This window comes from Myxococcus sp. CA005, assembly GCF_006518205.1.
Classification (GTDB): Bacteria; Myxococcota; Myxococcia; order Myxococcales; family Myxococcaceae; genus Myxococcus; species Myxococcus xanthus.
The window spans coordinates 20,148-37,827 of the sequence record NZ_SRLV01000001.1 but is presented as its reverse complement, the minus strand read 5'-3'; the positions used below and the strand labels follow the sequence as shown (position 1 = coordinate 37,827).

Here is a 17,680-nt window from a genome sequence, read left to right as displayed (position 1 = left end):
CTCACGTGGGCACACGCTCGCGCAGCCGCGCGGCGCCGCGTCCTGATGAAGCGTCCGTGTCGTCCTTGCGCTGCCGCAGCCACTTCTCCAGCCCCACCACCGGCAGCACGACCGCGCCCACCAGGATGGACAGGCCCACGTCCTCCAAGCCCAGGGGCGCGGTGCCGAACACGCGCTGCATGAAGGGCAGGTACATGAAGGCCACCTGGAGCAGCACCAGCAGGCCCATGCCCACGAACACCGAGCGGTTGCTGAAGAGGCCCACCTTGCGCACCGAGCCCATGAGGCTGCGGCACATGAACAGGTAGAACATCTGGAAGCTGATGACGGTGTTCACCGCCATCGTCTGGGCCTCGGCCAGCGCGTGCGCGTTTCCCGTGCGAGGAATGTCCCGGCGGTACTCCCACAGGAAGAGGCCGATGGCGCCCGCGGTCATCAGCAACGCCACCAGTCCGGTGCGCATCACCACGAAGCGGTTGAGCACCGGCGCTTCGGGGTCCCTGGGTGCCCTGCGCATGACGTCCGGCTCCCGGGCCTCGAAGGCCAACGGCAGCGCCAGTGACACCGTGGCCACCAGGTTTATCCAGAGCAACTGAGTGGGCAGCATGGCCATCAGCGGCACCAGCCGTCCGCCCACCTCCTGGATGGGGAAGAGGGACACGCCGAACAGCAGGATGAGCGCCAGCCCCAGGTTGGTGGGCAGGACGAAGGCCAGCGACTTGATGAGGTTGTCGTAGACGCGCCGCCCCTCCTCCACCGCCGCGACGATGGAGGCGAAGTTGTCATCCGTCAGCACGATGTCCGCCGCGTCCTTCGCCACCGCCGTGCCGGTGATGCCCATGGCCACGCCGATGTTGGCCTGCTTGAGCGCGGGCGCGTCGTTGACGCCGTCCCCCGTCATGGCCACCACGTGCTGCCGGCGCTGGAGCGCGCGCACCAGCCGCAGCTTGTGCTCGGGCGCCACCCGCGCGAAGACGTTGGAGCGCAGGGCCACCTCCTCCAGCGCCGCATCATCCGTGGTGGCCAGCCGCGCGCCTGTGACGCCCTCCTCCCCCGGCTTCAGCAGGCCCAACTGCGCGCCGATGGCCGCCGCCGTGGAGGGGTGGTCACCGGTAATCATCTTCACCGTGATTCCCGCCTCGTGGCAGGCGCGCACCGCGGCCATGGCCTCCTCGCGAGGCGGGTCAATCATCCCCTCCAGGCCGAGCAGCCGCAGGCCGCCCTCGACGTCCTCCATGCGCAACGCGACGTGTGACACCGTCACCTCCCGGTATGCCACCGCGAGCACGCGCATGCCCTGCCGCGCCAGGCCGTCCACCTCCGCCAGCACCGAGCTGGACGAGCAGCCGTCCTCCAGGGCGCAGCGGCGCAGGACGACTTCCGGCGCCCCCTTGAGCAGGATGCGGCGGCCGCCCTTCCCGTCATCGTGCAGGGTGGCCATGAACTGGTTCTCCGACTCGAAGGGGATGGCGTCCACGCGAGGGTGCGCCTGCCGGGCGTCGTCCACGTGCATGCCCACCTTCTCCGCCGCCACCAACAGCGCGGCCTCGGTGGGGTCGCCCGTCATGTCCCACTGTCCATCGCGGGGCTGGAGCGCGGCGTCGTTGCACAGCGCGCCCGCCAGCAGCAGCTCACACACGTCTGGCGGCGGCGCCTCCAACGGCGGGCCTCCCCGCGTCAGCGCCCCCTTGGGGGAGTAGCCCACGCCGCTGAGCGCGTAGCGCCCGTGGGTCGTCCACAAGGCCTGCACCGTCATCTCATTGCGGGTGAGCGTGCCCGTCTTGTCCGTACAGATGACGGTGGTGCTGCCCAACGTCTCCACCGCGGGCAGCTTGCGGATGACGGCGCGCCGGGCGGCCATGCGTTGCACTCCAATGGCCAGGGCGATGGTGACGATGGCGGGCAGTCCTTCTGGAATGGCGGCGACAGCCAGCGTAATCGCCACCACGACGGCCTCGCTCACCGCGTAGCCACGAACCAACCCCACCCCCAGCAGCGCGGCGGAGATCACCAGGATGCCCAGGGTGATGTACTTGCCGATGACGGCCAGCGCCTTGGTGAGCGGTGTCTGGAGGTCGGTGGCCTCGCGGAGCAGCGTGGAGATGCGGCCCAGCTCGGTGGCCTGCCCGGTGGCCACCACCACCGCGGTGGCAGAGCCGGACGTCACCAGGGTGCCACCGAAGAGCAGGCTGGCCCGGTCCCCCAACTCCGCCTCCTCCGGCACGGGCGCCACGGCCTTTTGCGCGGGCACGGACTCGCCCGTGAGCGCGGCCTCCTCCACCGTGAGGTTGCGCGCGGAGAGCAGCCGCATGTCCGCGGGCACCTTGTCACCCGGCGCCAGCTCCATGACGTCGCCCGGCACGCCCTGCGCCGCGGGGACCCGCAGCTTGCGGCCCGCGCGAATCACCGTGGCGTTCTCCGGCACCATGCGGCTGAGCGACTCAATGGCCTTCCCCGCGCGGTACTCCTGCACGAAGCCGATGAGGGTGTTGAGCACCACCACCGCGGCCACCACCAGCCCGTCCGTCACCTTCCCCATGATGACAGCCAGCACCGCGGAGGCGATGAGCACCCAGATGAAGGGGCTGTTCACCTGCCGCCACAGCAGCTTCAGCGGGCCATCCCCCTGGGCGCGCTCCAGCACGTTGGGCCCATGACGCGACAGCCGCTCGCGCGCTTCCTCGTCCGTCAGCCCTTCGGCCGTACTCCCGAGCGACGTCAGCACCTGGTCCGGTGGCAGCGCGTGCCACGGGGGCTTCGTGCCAGCAGGCGGCCCGGCGGGCGCTGGTGCATCCGGTCGTTCGGGTGCGGCGGGCTGGTCTTTCATCCGGTGGCTCCTTCCGATGCAATCTGGCAACGGTCGCGCGCATCTCCACCTGGGCAGTGGGCGGGTGGACATCACACGGCCCTCCAGGGCCATTGCTCCGGACCGAGAGGGAAAGAAAGGCGCCCGTGAAGTCGGGCCCAGGTTGAATCCCCCCACGAACTTCCGCACCTCGAGGACGCCTTTCATTGGCACTGCCACTGCAATCACTCTGCAACGAGCAATGGGTCCGGGAGGCGCAAGTGATTGTGAAACAAAGGAGGCTTCACTCTCCTCCTGAGACGGTCGCCCTGAAGCCCGCCGTGTCCTCCGGGATGGGAGGGAAGCACTTACGGCCCGGAGGACAGGCGAATCCACTGGCGCTCCGCATGTGAGCGCCGAGCCGCATCCAACACCCGTTGGTTGCGCCAGCCGTCCTCCAGCGTGGCCGCGTCCTCCACCGAGGCGCGGCCTTCGCGCAGGGCCTGCGTCAGCGCACCGGCCAACAGCAGGAAGCCGCGCGCCCACTCGTTGTCTGGCAGGCCGGGTGGAAGCGGCGGTTCCTCGGGAAGCGCTACCCGCTCCCAGGCACGTGCCCCCACCGTGGAGCGCCACAGCTCGCGGCCCTCCACGCGCAGGCCCCCGCGCGCGCAGGACACCTCGACGCCGTGCACGGGCTTGCCGGAGGACACCATCGACATCTCGATTGCGGCTGTCGTCGCACCGAAGCGGAGCAGCAGCCGCGCCTCGTCGTCGCTCGTCACCGGGCGCGACTGTCCCGTGAGCGCATCGGGCCGCTCGGGCGTGTGCGTGGCCAGCTCGCCCAGCACCTCGTCGGGCTCGGCGCCCAGCATGAAGCGCAGCGTGTCCACCGCGTGCGAGCCGATGGCGCCCAGGAGGCCGCCTCCTTGCGACGCGTCCGACCACCAGTCCCACGGCCGCTCCGGCGAGGCGCGGTTGTCGTTGCGATAGAAGACACGCGCGCCGCGCACCGCGCCCAGCTCACCGGAACGCAGCAGCGCTCGCATCCGCTGCCGCGCAGGGAGGAAGCGCAGCTCATGGTCCAGCAGCGCCAGGACACGCCGCTCACGGGCCGCGTGCCACATGGCCTCCGCTTCCCTCGCATCCAACGCGGTGGGCTTCTCACACAGCACCGCCTTGCCCGCCTCCAGCGCGGCCAGGGTGATGTCCCGGTGCAGCGCGGGCGGCGTGGAGATGCACACGCACGTCACATCCGGCCGTGACACCACCTCACGCCAATCCGTCGTCACATGTGACACGCCCAACTGCCGGCCCGCCTCCTCCACCTTCTCGCGCCGCGCACTGGCCAGGCTCACCACCTCCACGCCCGGCAATGCGCGCAGCGCGGGGATTTGCGTGGTGCGCGCGAAGCCCGCGCCAATGACACCCATTCGAACCGTGCGTGCAGTGGACATTTCTGTCTCCCTTGAAGCGATGACGCGACGCGCAGGCTGAGTTCTGGGGGGCCCCATTGCCAAGGCCCTCAAATTCAAAGTATCCAAGAATTCGCAGGATTCACTGATTCGCCCCCTCCCCTGATGACTTCCAGAAACCTTCGTTGGACCGTGGCCGCAGGCGTCTTGCTGGTCGCGGCGGCCGTGGCGTTGCTGTGGCCACGGACTGGCCCCTCTCTTCCCGGTGAGCCCGTATTGACCGAGCCCACCGCCTCGGCGGCCTCCGGCCCTCGCGGCACGCCCGGTGTCGGCACCCCAGGCGCCACGCCCTCGGAGCCCGAGCCCGCGGTGGAGCAGATCCCCATGCCTGGGTGCTGGGACGGCCTGCATGCCTTCGACGCAACGGTGTCCATGGACTCGTTCCGGAAGGCGCTGACGACGGCCATCGGAAACGGAGACCGGTACCTGGCGGCATACCTCCAGGAGCGGCTGACGGAGCTGGTGGGCAACGACGCGGCCCGCGCGCTCCAGGTGTTGGAGTGGGCCAAGGGCGCCAGCGGACCGGAACTGGGCATCTACATGGACGCACTGAAGGCCGCGCCCGCGGTGCATGCGCCGCAGGTGGCGCAGAGCCTGATGAAGCTGGGCGAGGACCCAGGTGCGCCTTTGCAGACGCGCTCCGCCGCGCTGGACGCGCTGGAGACGCAACGGAAGCTGGCGCCGGGAGACATCCAGCGACTCAAGAAGCTGGCGCTGGACGAGACGCTGGACTCCACCGCATGGGTGGCCACGCGCACGCTGGGCCGGGTGATGAAGGAGGACTACGAGCGCACCGGCACCTTCGAGCCCTACTGGAAGGAGCTCCTGGACATCGGCGGCACGTCCGACGACATGGCCGTGCGGCTGCTCGCGCTGGAGATGCCGTCGTATTCGAACCCCGTCATCGGCGCGGAGTCCTTCGACTCGCTCAAGCGCATCCTCTCCAGCGACCGCGAGCGGGACGTGCGGGAGATGGCGGCCTTCCGGCTGGGCGTCACCAGCGAGCCGGAGAAGGCGATGGAGATCCTCCGCGCCGCCTTCCTGGCCGAACATGACCTCTGCGTGCGCTGGGCCATCTTCCGCTTCGCCGTGCGCGCGGGTGGCGACAAGGCGCTGCCGATGCTGGAGCAGTTCGCCGCGAAGGACCCGCGCTTCACGCAGGACTACCTGGAGTTCCAAGCCCTCTACGCGTCGGGCACCGTGGACTTCGCCCGCATCTGGCTGGGCAAGCGCGAGCACCACAACTGCCTGGTCGAAGAAGGAGCGCCGCACTGATGTCCCCCCTGTCGATGAAGCGAATGGGGCGCGCGGCGCTCCTGGTGGCCCTTTCGTCCCTGACTCCCGTGACGGCGCGCGCCGAGGCGACGCTCCGCCCCGCGCAATGCACGGTGCAGGGCATGCTGGACGACGTGCGCGTGGCGATGAAGAACGGCTCCCCCGCGCTGAAGCGCTACGTGAAGATGCGGTTGAAGGAAGCCGCGCTCGCCATGCCCGCGGAGTCACTGCTGGCGGCATTGCACGGAGAAAGAGACCCGGAGGTGCTGGAGGCCCTGGGCGCGGCGCTGGCCACCAAGGCGAGCAACGCGGAGAACCCCGGCCTCATCCAGCCGCTGCTCGCCCGGGCCACCGGGGATGCGGACCCGGCGCTGCGCGCGGCGGCGGTGCGGGGCCTGCGCGGCGTGCCCTCCGTCGAGTTCATGGAGAAGAACGGCGGCGTGGTGACGTACGAGCAGTTGGTGCGCGACGCGTCCCCCGAGGTGCGCGCGGCGGTGGCGGACAACATCGTCTCCGAGAGCGCGGACGTCTACAGCGGCCATGACCGCCGGGTGTCGGAGGCGGCGGTGTCGGTGGCGACGGCGTCGGAGGACCCGGCGGTGGCGGCGAAGCTGCTGCGCGAGGTCTCCATGGAGGCCGTGGGCCACGAGGCGGTGGAGCAGGTGACGCGCCAGCTCCGCGCGGAGAACCCGGAGCTGCGCGCGGCGGCGGCCACGGCGCTGGGCGGCGTGCCCGGCGGTGCGTCCGCGGGCGCGCGGGGCTCGCTGGTGGACCTGTTCCGCGAAGACAAGGACCCGGCGGTGCGCAAGGCGGCGCTCCAGGGGATTGCCCGGCTGGGGCAGGCCCACGCGGTGCCCGTGCTGGAGTCCTTGCGCGGCGTGGACCGCGCCATGGACGCGGAAATCGACGCCTGGGTGTCCGTCCTGAAGCTCAACCTCCAGGAGTGGGAGCTGGTGCTGCGCGAGAAGCAGCGCCGCCGGAGGTGACCCCTGCTTCACCGCAGTACGCAGCGCTACACCAACGAGGGAGTCTCTTGATGAAGACGATGAAGCTGACCATGGCGGGCCTGGTGCTCGCCGCCGCGGGCTGGGCCACCTCTGTCACGGCCGCGACGGCCGTGGGTCCCATCTGTGACACCGCCGCGCGCGTGGGTTCCACGACGTACTACTCGTGCTCGGGCAGCAGCCACAACGCGCTCGACATGAGCAACGGCACCTGCAGCGTGTGGAACCACCGCGGGATGATCAACGTCAGCCGCTACTACGCCTACTACGGCGGCTGTGCGAACAACTGCAGCGGCGGCACGAGCTGCAACGGCGGCGCGGGTAACTACTACGTCGTCACGGGCGGCAGCGGCTGGGACTTCCGCCAGCTCCACCTGAACTCCAACGTGTCGTCGGGCTCCAAGACGTGCGACCGCTGCGCGCTGGGGCTCGTGGGCTCCACGGGTAACTCCACGGGCGCGCACGTCCACGCGGACAACCGCCAGTACGGCACGCGCAAGACGGCCTGGTACACCACCGTCGGCACCACCTGCGGCTCCAGCGCGTACTGCAGCAACCGCGTCGGCACGCCCACGCTGTAGTCGCTCCGCAGCCTGCTTCACCCACACCCCGCCCCGTCCCGGTGCCGCAATGCACCTGGACGGGGTTTCTCGTGCCGAGGCATGGCCCGCCCATGAATGAACACCGGCCCGCCCCAAGGGACACCGCACATTGACTCGGCACTTCACATGGCCGCACCGTGGAGCAGCCCAGCAGTCTCGCGTTCCATCCCATTCAGGAGCGTGCGCGCCATGCCTTCGACCTCTCCAGGAGCAGGAGTACGCGGCATCGACCATGTCGGCGTGACGGTGCCGGACCTCGAAGCGGCAACGGCCTTCTTCATCGAAGCCCTTGGCGCCGAAGTCCTCTACGACAGCCTGGCGAAAGGCCAGCCGCCCCAGGAAGGCGAGGACCTGCAACGGCGCCTGCGCTTCCTCCCCGGCTCCAGCATCCGCGCGATGCGGCTACTCCGGCTCGGCAACGGCCCCAGCCTCGAGTTGTTCGAATACGCGGCCCCCGAGCAGCGCCCACCGGCCCGCCCCAACGACCTGGGCATCCAGCACCTGGCGGTCTACGTGGACGACATGGACACAGCGCTCGCGCGCTTCCAGGCGGCGGGGGGCGAGGTCTTCTCGAGCCCCCACGAACTGCCAGCCCTGGAGAAAGGCCCGGGCAATGCCTTCTGCTACGCCCGGGCCCCCTGGGGCACCATCATCGAGTTCATCACCTACCCGTCGCCCCAGCCCTACGAGAAGCAGACCGCGCTGCGGCGATGGAAACCGCCGGAGCGCGACTGAACCTCCATCACAGCGCCGCGCGGACCGCCTTCATCGCGCCGTCGTAGTCCGGCTCGTGCGTCATCTCCGGGACGATCTCCCGGAACACGACCTTGCCCTCACGGTCCACCACGAAGGTGCTGCGCGCGAGCAGCCCCAGCTCCTTCATGTACACGCCGTACTTCTCACCGAACTCGCGGTCCTTGTAGTCCGACAGCGTGGTGACGTTCTGGATGCCCTCGGCGCCGATGAAGCGCCCCAGCGCGAAGGGCAGGTCCAGCGTGACGAACCACACCTTCACGTCCGGCCCCAGCGCCGTGGCTTCCTTGTTGAACGCGCGAAGCTGCGCCGCGCACACCCGCGTGTCCACGCTGGGCGCCACGCTCACCACCACCACGCTGCCCTTCACGTCCGACAGCCGCACGGCGTCGTTGAGCCCCTTGAAGACGGTGAAGTCCGGAGCGGCGTCGCCCACCTTCACCTCGTCCCCCACCAGCGTCACCGGCTGCCCCTTGAACGTGACGATGCCCTTGTGCTCGGCCATGGAATGCCTCCTCCTCCGGAAAGGGGCGCGGACTACTTCACCAGCAACGCCGCGCCAATCAGACCGCTGTCGTCTCCCAACTCCGCGTCCGCGATGAGCAGGCCCTCGCGCGACGTGGTGGAGGACCAGGCGCGCACGCCCTCCTCCACACGGCGCCGCAGGCCCGGGCAGTGTCTCAGCACGCCGCCACCCAGCACCAGCCGCGCCGGGTTGAGCATCGTCACCTGGTTGGCCACGGCCAGGGCCAGGAACTGCGCCGCCCGCGCGTAGACTTCACCGGCCGCCACGTCGCCCGCCTCCGCCGCCTGCTCCAACGTCACCGGGGTGATGCGCGCCGGGTCTCCGCCCGTCAGCCGCGCCACCTCCGGCGCACCACCGCTGGCGAGCAACTCCCGCGTCTGCGCGATGAGGTTGTGGCCACCGGCGTAGGCCTCCAGACACCCCAGCTCACCACAGCCGCAGCGGCGCCCGCCGGGAACCACCTTGATGTGGCCCAACTCGCCCGCCACACCGCCACCGCCATCTACGAGCCGTCCGCCCGCGATGATGGCGCTCCCCACACCCGAGCCCACGAACACCACCAGCATGTCCTGGGAGCCCCGACCCGCGCCGGCGTGGAGTTCGCCCCAGGCCGCCGCGGCCAGGTCATTCACCACGCGCACCGGCTGGCCCAGCCGGTCCGTGAGCAGCGCGCCCAGCGGCACGTTGCGCCAGCCCAGATTGGGAGCCACCGACAGCACGCCCGAGTCCTTGTGAATCTGCCCGGCGGCCGCCACACCGCACGCGCCCAGCGGCACACCGGCGGCCATCACCGCGTCCGAGGCCGCCTGGGCAATGGTCTCCACGACCCCCGAGGGACTGCGCTCCACCAAAGCCACCTTCGAGGAGGCGATCAGTTTGCCAACCTCGTCCACCACGGCGGCGCGGGCGAAGGTCCCCCCCAGGTCGATTCCGAGCGTTGGCATGAGCGCGTCCTCTCAGGGCTTCAGCTTGGAAACCAACGCGGCCGCCAGCCCTTCCACTTCCTTCTGGCGCGCCTCGTCCTTGAGTTTCCCGTCCGGAGTGAAGGCATCCGACACGCGGGCCATGTGCACCTGCGTGGGCAGCACGTGCGCCCCCACGGAGGCCATCACCTGCCGCAGGTGCGGCTGCATGCGCGCGGTGCCGAAGACGCCGGGCGTGGCGCCCATCATCGCCACCCACTTCTCCTGGAAGAGCCTGCCGGGCGGGCGGGACACCCAGTCGATGGCGTTCTTCAGGCCGCCCGGAATGGAAGAGTTGTACTCCGGGCTGGCGATGAGCAGGCCCTGGGCCTTGCCCAGCCGCTCGCGCAGCTCCTCCACGGGAGCGGGCAGGGCCTTGGCCTCCACGTCGCCGTCGTAGAGGGGGAGCTCCAGCGTCTTGAGGTCCACCACGTCCACCTCCGCGCCCAGCGAGCGGGCGTGGGCAACGGCAATGGCCAGGAGCTGACGGTTGAAGCTCCCCGTCCGGAGGCTGCCACTGATGGCGAGGATGCGCGGCGTCGTCATATCAGCCCCCGACCTCGACCTTGACCTTCTCCACGGTGCCCTCGATGAGGGCCTGGATTTCCTTGAGGCGCTCGGGCGTGTTGGCCTCGAAGCGCAGCACCAGGATGGGCTGCGTGTTGGAGGCACGGATGAGGCCCCAGCCGTCGGGGAACGTCACGCGCACGCCGTCCACGTCGATGATGTCGTGGCCCGCGTCGCGCAGCGTCTCCGTGGCGCGCTTCACCATCTCGAACTTCTTCTCTTCCTTCGTGTCGAAGCGCAGCTCCGGGCTGGCGTACGTCTTCGGCACGTCGGACAGGAGCTCCGACATGGTCGCCTTCTCGTGCGTGAGAATCTCCAGCAGGCGCGCGGTGGAGTAGATGGCATCGTCGAAGCCGAAGTAGCGGTTCTTGAAGAAGATGTGGCCGCTCATCTCTCCTGCCAGCTCCGCCTGCGTCTCCTTCATCTTCGACTTGATGAGCGAGTGCCCGGCCTTCCACATGATGGGCTTGCCGCCGCGCTTCGCGATGTCGTCGTACAGCGTGTAGCTGCACTTCACCTCGCCGACGATGGCCGCGCCCGGGCTCTCCTTCAGCACGTAGCGGCTGAAGAGCACCATCAACTGGTCGCCCCAGAGGATGTTGCCCTGGTCGTCGATGACGCCGATGCGGTCGCTGTCGCCGTCGTAGGCGATGCCCACCTCGGCCTTCTCGCGCTTCACCGCCGCGATGAGGTCCTCCAGGTTCTCCACCACCGTCGGGTCCGGGTGGTGGTTGGGGAACGTCGCGTCCATCTCACAGAACAGGGGCACCACGTCGAAGCCCATGCTCTCGAACAGCGGCACCGCGATGGCGCCGCCCGTGCCGTTGCCGGCGTCGATGACGATGCGCATCCCCTTGCGGCCCACCTTCACCGTCTGGCGGACGAAGTGGTTGTAGGGCGTGATGATGTCGTACGGCGTCACGGTGCCCGGCTTGGGAGACACCTCGAAGTCCCGCGCTTCGATGAGCTTGCGCAGGGCTTGAATCTCGTGGCTGTGGAAGGTCGTCTTCCCCGCGCCAATCTTGAAGCCGTTGTACTCGGGCGGGTTGTGGCTGCCGGTAATCATCGCCAGGCCGTCCACCGGCAGGGTGTTGGCGGCGAAGTACGTCAGCGGCGTGGGGACCACGCCCACGTCGAACACATTGAGGCCCGTGGAGGTGAGGCCCGCGCAGAGCGCGTCCCGGAAGCGGGTGGAGGACTCGCGGCAGTCGCGGCCCACCGCGATGGAGCGCCCGCCCTGGCGACGGATGATGGTGCCCAGGCCCTTGCCCAGCAGCTCCACCACCTCGGTGGTGAGGTCCTTATCGACCAAGCCTCGGATATCGTATTCGCGGAAGATGTGCGCGTTCATGAAGGTGTCCCCGCCCCCGTGACGACGGAGGGCATGGCAGAGGGCGGCGGACTCTACACGAGCGCGGGCCAGGGGGGCACCCGACCCGAGTGCGTCCCTGGCCCGTTGGAGGGCCAAGGGGCCGGAAAAAGCCCCCGCGCTACGGAAGCAGGGCCGCAGGGGCCATGGTCCCCTCGTGAAGCACGAGGGGCATGGAAGGCGTCAGCCCCTGTGCCCGCTGGCGCAGCTCCTGGTAGTGCCGCAGCCACGACACGTTGAGTGGATCCAACGCCAGCGCGCTCGCATAGCGAGAGAGGGCGGCGCGCAGGGCCCGCTGCACCTCCAGCGCGTGTCCCTGGGTGAAGAGCGCCCGGGCCTGGGCCTCCGAGCCCGGCCGGGCCGACAGGAAGGCGTGGCGCAGGGGCTCCACCTCCTCGTCCGGCAGCCCTGCTTCCACGCAGCGGGCCAGCCCCGGCAGGTTGCCCCGAACGGCGTCGAAGCCGGCGCGGCTGAGCGGCTCGCCCAGGGTGCGGCGGGCGGACTCCACCCGCCCCCGCAGCGCCTCCAGCGCGCGGCGCTGCCCGGACGGCAGCGGACGGACGCGGAAGCCCTCCAGCCGGCGCAGGGCGGCGCTGGCCCGGCGGCGAATCTCCTCGAAGTCGGCGTCGGGCCGCGCGCCCAGCAGGACATAAGGGTCCTTCGCGGCCTCCGCGGCCCGGGCGAGCAGCCGCGCCAGCTCCCCATCGGGACGCGGCTCCGGCCGGCGCCCCTCCTCCAGCATCCACGCCACCCACTGGCACAGCGCCGGTGCGGGCTCAGCGAAGTGGATGAACGCGCCCGCGGCCACGCCCCAGGTCCGGGCCTCGTCTCCCGTGACATGGCGGACGACGTCGCCCTCGCACGTCACGGTGCGCCCCGCGAAGGACAGCTCCACGCCCAGGCGCGCGGCCAGCGGCGGCAGCGCGCCCTCCCACGCGGCGAAGAAGCCATCCACCGACACGTCGTTGGCCACCACCCGCGTCCAGCCCTCCGCGAGACTCACGCGAACGTCCAACCCCTCGGGCGCGGCGACGCGCGGGGCCGGCGCCTCCAGCACCGGCTCCGCATGGGCCGCCGCCCGCAGCGCCAGGTGCAGCGGCGTGGCACCGTCCTCCGGAATCGCCTGGCCAAAGATGGTGACGTTGCCTTCTGGCGCGCGCATCTCCGGCAGCAGCAGGATGGGCGCCTGGGACACGGGCGCTGCGTCCTCATCGAACGTGATGTCGATGTCCACCAGCAACTCCACGTCGTCGACCAGCGCCGCCTCGCGCTCCGCCGCGCGGGCACGCGGGTCCATGCAGCGCGCCAGTTCCTCGCGGAACGCGCGGGCATCCGGGAAGCGCTCGGCGGGCCGCGGCGCCAGGGCCCGCAGCAGCACCGCGGACAGCGCGGGCGGCACGCTGGGATTGAGGACATGCGGCTCCGGAGGCGCCAGCTCCCCCGCGCGGCCGATGCCGAAGGGCAGCCTCCCGGTGAGCAGCAGGTAGCCCACCACGCCTAGCGCATACACGTCCGCGCGGCCGTCCACGACCTCACCGGACCACTGCTCGGGTGCGATGAAGGCCGGCGAGCCCACCACCATGCCGCGCGCCCGCTCCTCGGGAGACAGGCTGGAGCTGAGGATGGCGCTGGCGCCGAAGTCGAGCACCTTCACCCGGCGCTCCCCCCGCGCATCCCGCGTGAGGACGAGGTTGTCCGCGGACAAATCCCAGTGCATGAGCCCGCGCGCGTGCGCGGACTCCACGGCCTCCAGCGTCTGCCCCAGCAGCTCCACCGCCTCCACGGGCGCCAGCGGCATGGGAAGACGGGAGAAGGACTCACCGTCGGCGTACTCCATCAGCAGGCACGGCAGACCGCCGGGCCCCGGGCGCGCGTCCAGCACGCGGGCCACGTGCGGGTGGACCAGCTCGCGCAAAGCATGCGCCTCCGCGTAGAAGCGGCGCTGCATGGCCGGCTGCGCCGCCAGGTGCGGGTGCAAAACCTTCACCGCGAAGCGGTGCCCCGTGGGGAGATACTCCGCCAGGTACACCGTGCCCAGCGCCCCCGCCCCCAACCAGCGCCGGAAGACGAGCGGCCCGTGCCGCTGTCCCTCCAGGCAGCTCGCTGACACGGCGACGCCGTCATGCACCTCCGGGCAAGACGCCCCGGCCGGATGGTCCACGTCACACCGCATGCAGGCCATACCCCACCACCCTCTGTCGCCCCGGAGCGGGGCAAGCGGTGGTGGCCTTGCAACCGGCGTGCAGAGGCCCCTTGTCCACTCATCAACAGAGCAAGCCCCCAACTGACCGAGGTCACCGGTGAATCAGGGGTTCGCGGCCGGTAATTCTTCCAGGGTAGGAACCGGGCGTTTCTCCAGCGCACCCGGCCCCACCTGGACGCCTACAGGTACTTCGTCAGCTTGCGAGCCTTGAGCGCCTCCACCACCTTGCGCACGTCCTGGCTCTTGTCCTTCGGCACCACGAGCACCGCGTCGCCGGAGTCCACCACCACCATGTCGGTGAGGCCCACCACGGACAGCGGGCGCTTGTCGGCCAGCACCACGCAGCTGTGGCAGTCCACCACCACCGCGAGGTTGCCGGACACCACGTTGCCGTTGGCGTCGGCGGGGCGCACCTCTGGAATCGCCGCGAACGAGCCGACATCCGACCAGCCGAAGTCCCCCGGCAGCACCGCGATGTTGGAGGCCTTCTCCATGACGCCGTAGTCGATGGAGGTGGAGGGCAGCTTCGGGAACACCTTCTTCAGCACCGCGCCGAAGGTCCGCTTGCCCGCGGCCTTGCGCAGGGCGTCCAGGCCCTTCTTCATCTCCGGCATGTGCTTCGCGAACGCCTCCAGGATGACGTCCACGCGGAAGACGAAGATGCCGCCGTTCCACAGGTAGTCACCGGAGGACATGTAACCGCGCGCCGTCTCCAGGTCGGGCTTCTCCTTGAAGGCCTGCACCTTGCGGCCACCGCCCTCCAGCGCCTCGCCGACCTGGATGTAGCCGTAGCCCGTCTCCGGGCGCGAAGGCTTGATGCCCAGCGTGACGATGTGCCCCGCCTCCGCCAGGTCCGCCGCGTCCGCGAGCGTGCGCTTGAAGCCGGGCACGTCCGCCACGTGGTGGTCGGAAGGCAGCACCACCATGACGCCCTTGGGGTCGCGCGCGGCCACCTGCACCGCCGCCAGGGCGATGGCGGGCGCGGTGTTGCGCGCCACCGGCTCCACCAGGAGGTTCGCCTTGGGCAGCCCCTTCACCAGCTTCGCCGCGGCCTTCGCGTGCAGGGGGCCACAGACGATGAAGGTGTCCTTCACCGAGGCGAGCCCCTTGAGGCGCGCGGACGTGTCGGTGATGAGCGGCAGCTTGGAAGCCAGCGGCAGGAACTGCTTGGGCCGCGCCTGACGGGACAGCGGCCAGAAACGGGTGCCGGAACCTCCGGCCATGATGACGGGGTAGAGGGCCATTGCGGGTGTTGCACTCCTGAAGGCCCCGGACCCAGCCGGCGGCCATGGCGGCGCACCATACCGTTTCAGCCTCGCCGGGAAAGAGGGACTCGCCTGCCCGCCCTCCAGACGGCAAAGCCACGAAGGGAGGTGAGAGTTTTGACCCGCCACCAAAAAGCCAGTCTCATGCCGCGCTGTTGGACTTACTCAAGGCCAGATCCACCGGGCTGACGCTCATCCTCACCGTCGCACTGGCGTTGGGGCTGTCGCTTGCCCCGGTCCCAGACGCCCTCCGGCCCCTCCCGAGTCTCCAGCGGGGTCCCCTGCCCGAGAAGCTGGTGGCGCTCGTCCTGCCGACCTCGCTGTCGGGCGGTCGCGCCACGCGTCCGCCCGGAGAAGTGATGACGGCGGCTGCGGGCGCCGCCAAACGCCCGCCGGCAGAGACGGAAGAGGCGGAGCCCGCCGACGCCGGTGCCCTGGTGGCGGAGCCTTTGCCCGCCGTTCCCACCACGCCGGGCATCGGCCTGGAGGAGCTGAGCGCCCCCACCCTGGCCCGCGCGAAGGACCTGGAGGCCCTGCGCGAGCGCATGGGCTCCCAGCACGTGGACATCGAGCTGAACTGCCGCAAGGCGGGGCCAGACGGGAGCTGCCTGGAGGACGGACTGGCGCCCTACACCCGGGCCCTGGCCGAGCTGCGCGAGGACGCCCGGCGCACGCCGGTGCGTGTGGTGCACCTGGGCGACTCGCTGGTCGCCTCCGACCACATCACTGATTTGGTGCGCGACCGGCTCCAGGAGCGCTTCGGCGCGGGCGGCAAGGGCTTCCTCTTCATCACCCGCCCCGCCAGCGCGGGCCGCTGGACGCGCTCGGGCCGAGGCTCGGACGGCTGGGAAATCGAGCGGCTGGTGGACTCCAAGTGGCCTCGCGACCGGGTGGGCTGGACCGGCGTGGCCTTCAGCTCGGAGAAGGGCTCCCAGAGCACGCGTTATGACGTGGAGGGCTCGCGCGTGGCGGAGCTCTTCTTCCTGGCGCAGCCCGCCAGTGGCTCCGTGCAGTTCTCCGTGGACGGCAAGCCGCTCCAGCGCATCCACACGCGAGGCTTCTCCAAGAACAAGTCGGAGGCGGCCTTCGCCCGCGTGACCCTGCCGCAGGGCGCGAAGTCGCTGACGCTCACCACGTCCGGCAAGGTGGAGCTGCACGGCATGACGCTGGAGTCGGGCGCGCCGGGCGTCGTCTACGACACGGTGGGCCTGCTGGGCGGAATGGCGGAGGTGTACCTGCGCGCCCAGCCCGCCGCCTTCCGCGCGCAGTTGCGCCAGCGCAAGCCGTCCCTGGTGGTGATGATGGTGGGCGGCAACGAGGCCTTCTTCTACTCGCGAGACCGCACCACGTTGGACGAGGTGCGCGCGCAGATAAAGGAGTTGATGTCTCGCGTGCGCACCAACGTGCCGAACGCCGCGTGCCTGCTGATGGCCCCCATCGACGCGGGCGTGCGCACCATGAGCGGCGAGGTGGTGTCACGCCGGGGCACCCAGGAGATTGGCGCCATCTACCGCGAGGAGGCCCGCGCGGCCGGCTGCGCGTTCTGGGACGCCTATGCCGCCATGGGCGGCGAGGGCTCCGCGCTGCGCTGGCTCGAGGAAGGGCTGATGCTGGACGACCTTGTCCACCCGCGCGCCCGGGGCTCGGATTTGCTGGGCCACCTCTTCGACCTGTCCCTCCAGCGTGCGTTCGCGAAGAGCCGGGCGCCGCTGGTGGCCGTGGTGGACCCGGCCGGCCTGCAGAACGCGGACACCGCGCTGGCGCGCACGTTCGACAAGCTGAAGCGCCGCGAGGCGGGCGAGGCCCTTCGCGTGGGCGTCGCGCAGTTGGGTGGTTCGCACACCGCGTCGCACTACTTCACGGACGCGGTGCGCGAGGTGCTGACGAAGCGCTTCGGCGCCGCGGGCCGGGGCTTCATCGCCGCCGGCAAGGCCTCCCCCCGCCTGGAGCCCGCGGGCGTGACGCGCGCGCTGGAGGGGGACTGGACCATCGAGGACGCCGCCAAGGACGCCCCCCCCGGGGGCCTGTGGGGGCTGACGGGCATCCGCGCCGTGGGCGGTCCGGGCGCGAAGCTGCGCATCCAGTTCTGCAAGGACTGCCCGGAGGCGAAGGAGTCCTCGGGCCGGTTGGATTTGTACGCGCTGGACGCGCCGGACGTGCGCGCGCCGGACATCGCGATTGACGGCGAGCTGCTGCCGCCGGACGCGCCTCCGCCGGAGCCGTTGACCGAGCCCACCGTGCGCATCCGCTCGTTCCCCGTCACGGGGTCCTCGCACACCGTGGAGGTGACGGCGCCGAAGGACGGCAACGTCACGGTGCTGGGGGCGTCCCTGGAATACGACACGCCGGGCGTCGTGTACGACGCGCTGGGCCTTCCCGGTGCCACGGCCTCGACATTGGGGGCCATGGACGCGGCGTCGGTGGACGCGCAGTTGGCGTCGCGGCGGCCGGACCTGCTCGTGTTCTGGTACGGCACCAACGAGGCGGGTCGGACAGACCTGGACGCCTCGGCGCTGCGCCGGGACTACACGGAGATGCTGACGCGCCTGCGCAAGGCCACCAACGCGGAGTGCCTGGTGATGGGCCCCACGGACCGGCTCACGCAGGACGCCAACGGCCGGTGGAGCGAGGCGCCCTCGCTGGCGTCGGTGCTGAACACGCTGCCGCAGGTGGCGAAAGACGCGGGGTGCGCGTACTGGTCGACTCGCGCGGCCATGGGTGGAGAGCGCTCCATGCTGCGCTGGCAGCGCACGCAGCCCGCGCTGGGCCACGCGGACGGCGTCCACCTGACACCGGAAGGCTACGCGCGGCTGGCGGGGGCCTTCTCCCGGGAGCTGCTCACGGCGTACGAGGCCCACAAGAAGGCGGGCCCCACCTCGCGCGTGGAGGACAACTGA

13 protein-coding genes are annotated in these 17,680 nt (G+C 70.6%); 5 read left to right on the top strand and 8 right to left on the bottom strand.

Features of this window, described 5'->3' with window-relative positions:
* Position 1: 1 nt before the first annotated feature.
* Both FMQ63_RS00145 and FMQ63_RS00140 read right to left on the bottom strand, forming a co-directional pair.
* Positions 2-2,827, bottom strand: coding sequence for an HAD-IC family P-type ATPase (locus FMQ63_RS00145; RefSeq protein WP_011556421.1), 2,826 nt, complete (start codon positions 2,825-2,827; stop codon positions 2-4).
* A gap of 326 nt (positions 2,828-3,153) precedes the next feature.
* Entirely contained in the window at positions 3,154-4,239 is a 1,086-nt protein-coding gene (locus tag FMQ63_RS00140) for a Gfo/Idh/MocA family protein (protein ID WP_011556422.1), read from the bottom strand.
* Positions 4,240-4,362: 123 nt separating this feature from the next.
* On the opposite strand from FMQ63_RS00140, the gene FMQ63_RS00135 reads away from it, so the two are divergent.
* The 4 genes from FMQ63_RS00135 (at position 4,363) to FMQ63_RS00120 (ending at position 7,873) form a co-directional block, all read left to right on the top strand.
* A complete protein-coding gene (locus FMQ63_RS00135; RefSeq protein ID WP_011556423.1) occupies positions 4,363-5,532 on the top strand; it encodes a HEAT repeat domain-containing protein in 1,170 nt (389 codons plus the stop codon).
* A complete protein-coding gene (locus FMQ63_RS00130; RefSeq protein ID WP_011556424.1) occupies positions 5,532-6,518 on the top strand; it encodes a HEAT repeat domain-containing protein in 987 nt (328 codons plus the stop codon). Before FMQ63_RS00135 ends, FMQ63_RS00130 begins: the two co-directional genes overlap by 1 nt.
* Before the next feature lie 50 nt (positions 6,519-6,568).
* On the top strand, positions 6,569-7,117 hold the full coding sequence (locus FMQ63_RS00125; RefSeq protein WP_026113853.1) for a peptidase M23: 549 nt from the start codon (positions 6,569-6,571) through the stop codon (positions 7,115-7,117).
* Between the two features lie 210 nt (positions 7,118-7,327).
* Positions 7,328-7,873, top strand: a complete 546-nt coding sequence (locus FMQ63_RS00120) for a VOC family protein (protein ID WP_026113854.1) — start codon at positions 7,328-7,330, stop codon at positions 7,871-7,873.
* Positions 7,874-7,880: 7 nt separating this feature from the next.
* Here the strand turns inward: FMQ63_RS00120 and tpx are convergent, their stop codons facing one another.
* The 6 genes from tpx to FMQ63_RS00090 form a co-directional block, all read right to left on the bottom strand.
* The gene (tpx, locus tag FMQ63_RS00115; protein WP_011556427.1) at positions 7,881-8,396 is read right to left on the bottom strand and encodes a thiol peroxidase; all 516 of its coding nucleotides are present in this window, start codon (positions 8,394-8,396) and stop codon (positions 7,881-7,883) included.
* A 32-nt stretch (positions 8,397-8,428) separates the two neighbouring features.
* Complete coding sequence (locus FMQ63_RS00110; RefSeq protein ID WP_011556428.1) at positions 8,429-9,361, bottom strand: ROK family protein; 933 nt, start codon at positions 9,359-9,361, stop codon at positions 8,429-8,431.
* Positions 9,362-9,373: 12 nt separating this feature from the next.
* A complete protein-coding gene (locus tag FMQ63_RS00105) occupies positions 9,374-9,925 on the bottom strand; it encodes an NADPH-dependent FMN reductase (protein ID WP_011556429.1) in 552 nt (183 codons plus the stop codon).
* A 1-nt stretch (position 9,926) separates the two neighbouring features.
* Positions 9,927-11,297 (bottom strand): phosphomannomutase/phosphoglucomutase, encoded by a 1,371-nt coding sequence (locus tag FMQ63_RS00100; RefSeq protein ID WP_011556430.1) that lies wholly within the window; start codon positions 11,295-11,297, stop codon positions 9,927-9,929.
* A 139-nt stretch (positions 11,298-11,436) separates the two neighbouring features.
* Entirely contained in the window at positions 11,437-13,497 is a 2,061-nt protein-coding gene (locus FMQ63_RS00095) for a serine/threonine-protein kinase (protein ID WP_011556431.1), read from the bottom strand.
* Positions 13,498-13,697: 200 nt separating this feature from the next.
* On the bottom strand, positions 13,698-14,762 hold the full coding sequence (locus tag FMQ63_RS00090; RefSeq protein ID WP_011556432.1) for a mannose-1-phosphate guanylyltransferase: 1,065 nt from the start codon (positions 14,760-14,762) through the stop codon (positions 13,698-13,700).
* Positions 14,763-14,806: 44 nt separating this feature from the next.
* On the opposite strand from FMQ63_RS00090, the gene FMQ63_RS00085 reads away from it, so the two are divergent.
* Positions 14,807-17,680 (top strand): GDSL-type esterase/lipase family protein, encoded by a 2,874-nt coding sequence (locus FMQ63_RS00085; RefSeq protein WP_011556433.1) that lies wholly within the window; start codon positions 14,807-14,809, stop codon positions 17,678-17,680.